General features: G+C 70.7%; 4 protein-coding genes. All 4 read left to right on the top strand.

Going from position 1 to position 5,929, the window contains the following annotated elements:
• Nucleotides 1–2,288: DUF5682 family protein (locus tag GA0115259_RS26115; RefSeq protein WP_093601558.1), on the top strand; the 2,288-nt coding region annotated here is incomplete at its 5' end.
• Nucleotides 2,285–3,523, top strand: a complete 1,239-nt coding sequence (locus GA0115259_RS26110; protein WP_237540507.1) for a VWA domain-containing protein — start codon at nucleotides 2,285–2,287, stop codon at nucleotides 3,521–3,523. The genes GA0115259_RS26115 and GA0115259_RS26110, both read left to right, overlap by 4 nt.
• Nucleotides 3,524–3,728: 205 nt before the next feature.
• Nucleotides 3,729–4,904 carry an ADP-forming succinate--CoA ligase subunit beta gene (gene sucC / locus GA0115259_RS26105; protein WP_093601554.1) on the top strand — a complete coding sequence of 392 codons (1,176 nt, stop codon included), beginning with the start codon at nucleotides 3,729–3,731 and terminating at the stop codon, nucleotides 4,902–4,904.
• Between the two features lie 47 nt (nucleotides 4,905–4,951).
• Nucleotides 4,952–5,836, top strand: coding sequence for a succinate--CoA ligase subunit alpha (gene sucD / locus GA0115259_RS26100; RefSeq protein ID WP_066955018.1), 885 nt, complete (start codon nucleotides 4,952–4,954; stop codon nucleotides 5,834–5,836).
• Nucleotides 5,837–5,929: the final 93 nt, after the last annotated feature.

Raw genomic sequence — 5,929 nt, 5'->3', positions numbered from 1 at the left:
GTGCGCTCGACGCGGCGGCGCCGCGCGTGGTGCTGATCGAAGGGCCGCCCGAGGGCGACGCGCTGCTGGCGCTCGCCGGGGACGAGGCGATGCGACCGCCGGTCGCGCTGCTCGCGCACGCGGTGGACGATCCCGGGCGGGCCGCGTTCTGGCCGCTGGCCGAGTTCTCGCCCGAGTGGGTCGCGATCCGCTGGGCGCTGGCCCATGACGTACCGGTGCGGTTCATCGATCTGCCCGCGGCGCACTCACTGGCACAGACCACGGAGGACGGATCGGAGGACGGATCCGACGGGAACGAGCCCGGCACCGACGGACAACCCGACGCCGACGGACTGCGGATCGATCCGCTCGCCGTTCTCGCCGAGGCCGCCGGATACGACGATCCGGAGCGCTGGTGGGAGGACGTCGTCGAGCACCAGGGACCTGGCCGCTCCGCCGATCCCTTCGCGCCGTTCGAGGCGGTCGCCGAGGCCATGGGCGCGCTGCGCGAGGAGTACGGCGCGGGCGGGCATCGGCGTGACCTCGTCCGCGAGGCCCATATGCGTATCCAACTGCGCGCGGCCCGCAAGGAATTCGGTGACGGAGGCGTCGCCGTGGTCTGCGGTGCCTGGCATGTGCCCGCGCTGGCGGAGAAGACCACCGTCGCAGCCGACCGTGCGCTGCTGAAGGGCCTGCCCAAGCTGAGGACCGAGCTGACCTGGGTGCCCTGGACCCATCGCAGGCTCGCCCGGCACAGCGGCTACGGCGCGGGTATCGACTCTCCCGGCTGGTACGGACATCTCTTCGCCGTGCCCGACCGTCCCGTGGAGCGCTGGCTCACCAAGGTCGCGGGTCTGCTGCGGGAGGAGGACCGGATCGTCTCCTCCGCGCATGTCATCGAGGCGGTACGGCTCGCCGGGACCCTGGCCGTGATGCGAGGTCGCCCGCTGGCCGGTCTCACCGAGACCATCGACGCCGTACGGGCTGTGATGTGCGAGGGATCGGACATCCCGCTCGGGCTCATCCAGGACCGGCTCGTCGTCGGAGATGTGCTCGGCGAGGTCCCGGACACGGCGCCCGCCGTGCCGTTGCAGCGCGATCTCACCCGGCTCCAGCGCTCGCTGCGGCTCAAGCCGGAGGCGCTGGAGCGTGAGCTGGAGCTCGATCTGCGCAAGGAGACGGACACGGCGCGCAGCAGGCTTCTGCACCGGCTGCGGCTGCTGGGCATCGGCTGGGGCGAGCCGGCCGCGGGACGAGGGAGCACCGGCACATTCCGGGAGAGCTGGCGGCTGCGCTGGGAGCCCGAGCTGTACGTACGGGTCGCGGAGGCGGGCGTATGGGGCACCACCGTGCTCTCCGCCGCCACCGTCAGGGCCGAGTCCCAGGCGGCGTCCGCGACATCGCTCGCCGAGGTCACGGCACTGGCCGAGCGCTGTCTGCTGGCCGAGCTGCCCGACGCCCTGCCCGTGGTGATGCGCGCCCTGGCGGACCGCGCCGCGCTGGACGCCGATGTCGGGCAGCTCGCCAAGGCGCTGCCCGCGCTCGCCCGTTCGCTGCGGTACGGGGACGTACGGTCCACGGACACGGCCGCGCTCGGAGATGTGGCGGCCGGGCTCGCCGAGCGGATCTGCGTGGGTCTGCCGCCCGCCTGCGCCGGGCTCGACGCGGACGGCGCCGCCGAGATGCGAGGGCACCTCGACAGCGTCCACACGGCGGTCGGTCTCCTTCCGGACGGCCGGGATCTTGGTGGGCGCTGGGCAGCCGTCCTGCGCAAGCTCGCGGAGCGGGACACCGTGGCGGGAGTGATCAGAGGGCGGGCGGCCCGGCTGCTGCTGGACGACGGGCGGCTCGCCGAGGACGACGCCGCCCGGTTCATGGGGCTCGCCCTGTCGCCCGGCACTCCACCGGCCGACGCCGCCGCCTGGATCGAGGGCTTCGTCGGCGGTGCGTCGGGCGGTGGCATGCTCCTGATCCACGACGAACGGCTGCTCGGGCTGGTCGACGGCTGGCTGACCGGAGTGCCCGCCGACTCCTTCACCGATGTGCTCCCGCTGCTGCGCCGCACCTTCTCGGCGTACGAGCCGGGAGTACGCCGCACGCTGGGCGAGCTGGTCCGGCGCGGGCCCGCCGGCGGAGGGCCGGTGGAGTCCGGGCCCGGGGCCGTCGCGCCCGGCTTCGGCCCAGGACTCGACGAGGCGCGGGCCGATGCCGTACTGCCGGTGCTCCGCCTGCTGCTGGGGCCCGCCCAGGCCACCGGCCTCGACCTCACCGACGACCATGACCACGACCTCTCGGAGGCGACGGGATGACCGGGAACGCGACGATCGGGGACACGACGGCCGGAAACGCGACGGCCGGAAACGCGACGCCCAAGGACGGCGCGGTGGACGAGCGGCTGCGCCGCTGGCGCCTGGTGCTCGGCGGCGAGAGCGCCGACGGGACGGGCCGCGCGCTCTCCGGCAAGGACGCGGCGATGGACGGCGCGCTCTCGGCCCTCTACGGCGCGGGCAAGGACCGCGGCAGCGGCGCCAGCCGCTCCGCCGGGCTCGGCGCCTCCGCGCCGTCCGTCGCGCGCTGGCTCGGCGACATCCGTACGTACTTCCCGAGCTCCGTCGTCCAGGTCATGCAGCGGGACGCGATCGACCGGCTCGGTCTCTCCGCGCTGCTGCTCGAACCGGAGATGCTGGAGGCGGTCGAGGCGGACGTCCATCTCGTCGGCACCCTGCTCTCGCTCAACAAGGCCATGCCCGAGACGACCAAGGAGACCGCCCGCGCCGTGGTGCGCAAGGTGGTCCAGGACATCGAGAAGCGGCTGGCCACGCGTACCAGAGCCACTCTGACCGGAGCGCTCGACCGGTCCGCGCGGATCAGCCGGCCGCGCCACCGGGACATCGACTGGGACCGTACGATCCGGGCCAATCTCAAGAACTACCTCCCCGAACACGGCACGGTCGTCCCGGAGCGGCTGATCGGCTACGGCAGGGCCGCGCAGTCCGTGAAGAAGGAAGTCGTCCTCTGCATCGACCAGTCCGGTTCGATGGCCGCGTCCGTCGTCTACGCCTCGGTCTTCGGCGCGGTCCTCGCCTCGATGCGTTCGATCGCCACCCGGCTCGTCGTCTTCGACACGGCCGTCGTGGATCTCACGGACCAGCTCGACGATCCCGTCGATGTCCTCTTCGGCACCCAGCTCGGCGGCGGTACGGACATCAACCGCGCGCTCGCCTACTGCCAGTCGCGGATCACCCGGCCCGCCGACACCGTGGTCGTCCTGATCAGCGATCTCTACGAGGGCGGCATACGCGACGAGATGCTCAAGCGCGTCGCGGCCATGAAGGCCTCGGGCGTGCAGTTCGTGGCGCTGCTCGCGCTGTCCGACGAGGGAGCCCCGGCGTACGATCGGGAGCATGCCGCGGCCCTCGCGGCCCTGGACGCACCGGCGTTCGCCTGTACGCCGGACCTCTTTCCGGAGGTGATGGCGGCGGCGATCGAGAAGCGCCCGATACCCGTACCGGACAGCGATCTGCCGGGTTCGGGACTCATGTGACAGGTATCACCGCTCAGGTGTGATCTGTGATTTAGGGACCCAAGGCCCTCGGGGATAACCTGCGAGGCGGACATGCCGCGTACCGGACAGCGAGTACGCCTCCCTCAGTGACAGCGCAGTCACGTTGCCCTTCGCGGCACGCCCACGCAGACAACGAACCCGCGATCACCAGGCTGCGGTTTAAAAGACAAAGGGACGGACACGCGTGGACCTGTTCGAGTACCAGGCGAGGGACCTCTTCGCCAAGCACGGTGTACCGGTGCTGGCCGGTGAAGTCATCACTACGCCTGACGCGGCTCGCGAGGTGACCGAGCGTCTCGGCGGCAAGGCCGTTGTCAAGGCGCAGGTCAAGGTCGGTGGCCGCGGCAAGGCGGGCGGCGTGAAGCTGGCCTCCGACCCGGCGGACGCCGTCGAGAAGGCCGGCCAGATTCTGGGCATGGACATCAAGGGCCACACGGTCCACCAGGTGATGCTGGCCGAGACGGCCGACATCGCGGAGGAGTACTACGTCTCCTTCCTGCTGGACCGCACCAACCGCACCTTCCTCGCCATGGCCTCCGTCGAGGGCGGCGTGGAGATCGAGGTCGTCGCGGAGGAGAACCCCGACGCGCTCGCCAAGGTCCCGGTCGACGCCAACGAGGGCTGTACGCCCGAGAAGGCCGCCGAGATCGTCGCCGCCGCGAAGTTCCCGGCCGAGATCGCCGACCAGGTCGCCGATGTGCTCCAGAAGCTGTGGACCGTCTTCATCGAAGAGGACGCGCTCCTTGTCGAGGTCAACCCGCTGATCAAGTCCGGCGACAACAAGATCATCGCTCTGGACGGCAAGGTCTCGCTCGACGAGAACGCCGACTTCCGCCAGCCCGAGCACGCGGCCCTTGAGGACAAGGCCGCCGCCAATCCGCTGGAAGCCGCCGCCAAGGCCAAGAACCTCAACTACGTCAAGCTCGACGGCGAGGTCGGCATCATCGGCAACGGCGCCGGTCTGGTCATGTCGACCCTGGACGTCGTCGCGTACGCCGGTGAGGCGCACAGCGGTGTGAAGCCCGCCAACTTCCTCGACATCGGCGGCGGCGCCTCCGCCGAGGTCATGGCGAACGGGCTGGAGATCATCCTCGGCGACCCGGACGTCAAGTCCGTGTTCGTCAATGTCTTCGGTGGCATCACGGCGTGCGACGAGGTCGCCAACGGCATCGTCCAGGCCCTGGAGCTGCTCAGGTCCAAGGGCGAGGACGTCACGAAGCCGCTGGTCGTGCGGCTCGACGGCAACAACGCGGAGCTGGGTCGCAAGATCCTGTCCGACGCCAACCACCCGCTCGTGCAGCGCGTGGACACCATGGACGGCGCGGCCGACAAGGCCGCCGAGCTCGCCGCGGCACGCTGACCTACGCGCGTCTCCGACCCGACATAAGGACCAGGAACTCCAACACCATGGCTATCTTCCTCACCAAGGAAAGCAAGGTCATCGTCCAGGGGATGACCGGCGCCACCGGCATGAAGCACACCAGGCTCATGCTCGCCGACGGCACCAACATCGTCGGCGGTGTGAACCCGCGTAAGGCCGGTACGTCCGTCGACTTCGACGGCACGTCCGTACCCGTCTTCGGCTCCGTGGCCGAGGCCATCGAGAAGACCGGCGCCGATGTGTCCGTCGTCTTCGTGCCGCCGGCCTTCGCCAAGGCCGCCGTCGTCGAGGCGATCGACGCCGAGATCGGTCTGGCCGTCGTGATCACCGAGGGCATCGCGGTCCATGACTCCGCCGCCTTCTGGGCGTACGCGGGCAGCAAGGGCAACAAGACCCGCATCATCGGTCCGAACTGTCCCGGTCTGATCACTCCCGGTCAGTCCAACGCCGGCATCATCCCGGGCGACATCACCAAGCCCGGCCGTATCGGTCTGGTGTCCAAGTCGGGCACGCTGACCTACCAGATGATGTACGAGCTGCGGGACATCGGCTTCTCGTCGGCCGTCGGCATCGGTGGCGACCCGGTGATCGGTACGACCCACATCGACGCGCTCGCCGCGTTCGAGGCCGACCCCGACACCGATCTGATCGTGATGATCGGTGAGATCGGCGGCGACGCCGAGGAGCGTGCGGCCGACTTCATCGCCAAGAACGTCACCAAGCCGGTCGTCGGCTATGTCGCGGGCTTCACCGCGCCCGAGGGCAAGACCATGGGCCACGCCGGTGCCATCGTCTCCGGCTCCTCCGGCACGGCGCAGGCGAAGAAGGAGGCCCTGGAGGCCGCGGGCGTGCGCGTCGGCAAGACGCCGACCGAGACGGCCGGGCTGGCCCGCGCCATTCTGGCCGGCTGACCCTTCCTGTCGGCCTGTCGGCCTGTCGGCCTGCCTGCACTACGCGCGTGGGCCCGCACCCCTGTCCTGGGGTGCGGGCCCACGCGCGTAGTG

The organism is Streptomyces sp. MnatMP-M17 (genome assembly GCF_900091995.1).
Lineage (GTDB): Bacteria > Actinomycetota > Actinomycetes > Streptomycetales > Streptomycetaceae > Streptomyces.
The sequence above is the reverse complement of the archived record's forward strand: the minus strand, read 5'-3'. Positions and strand labels throughout refer to the sequence as shown.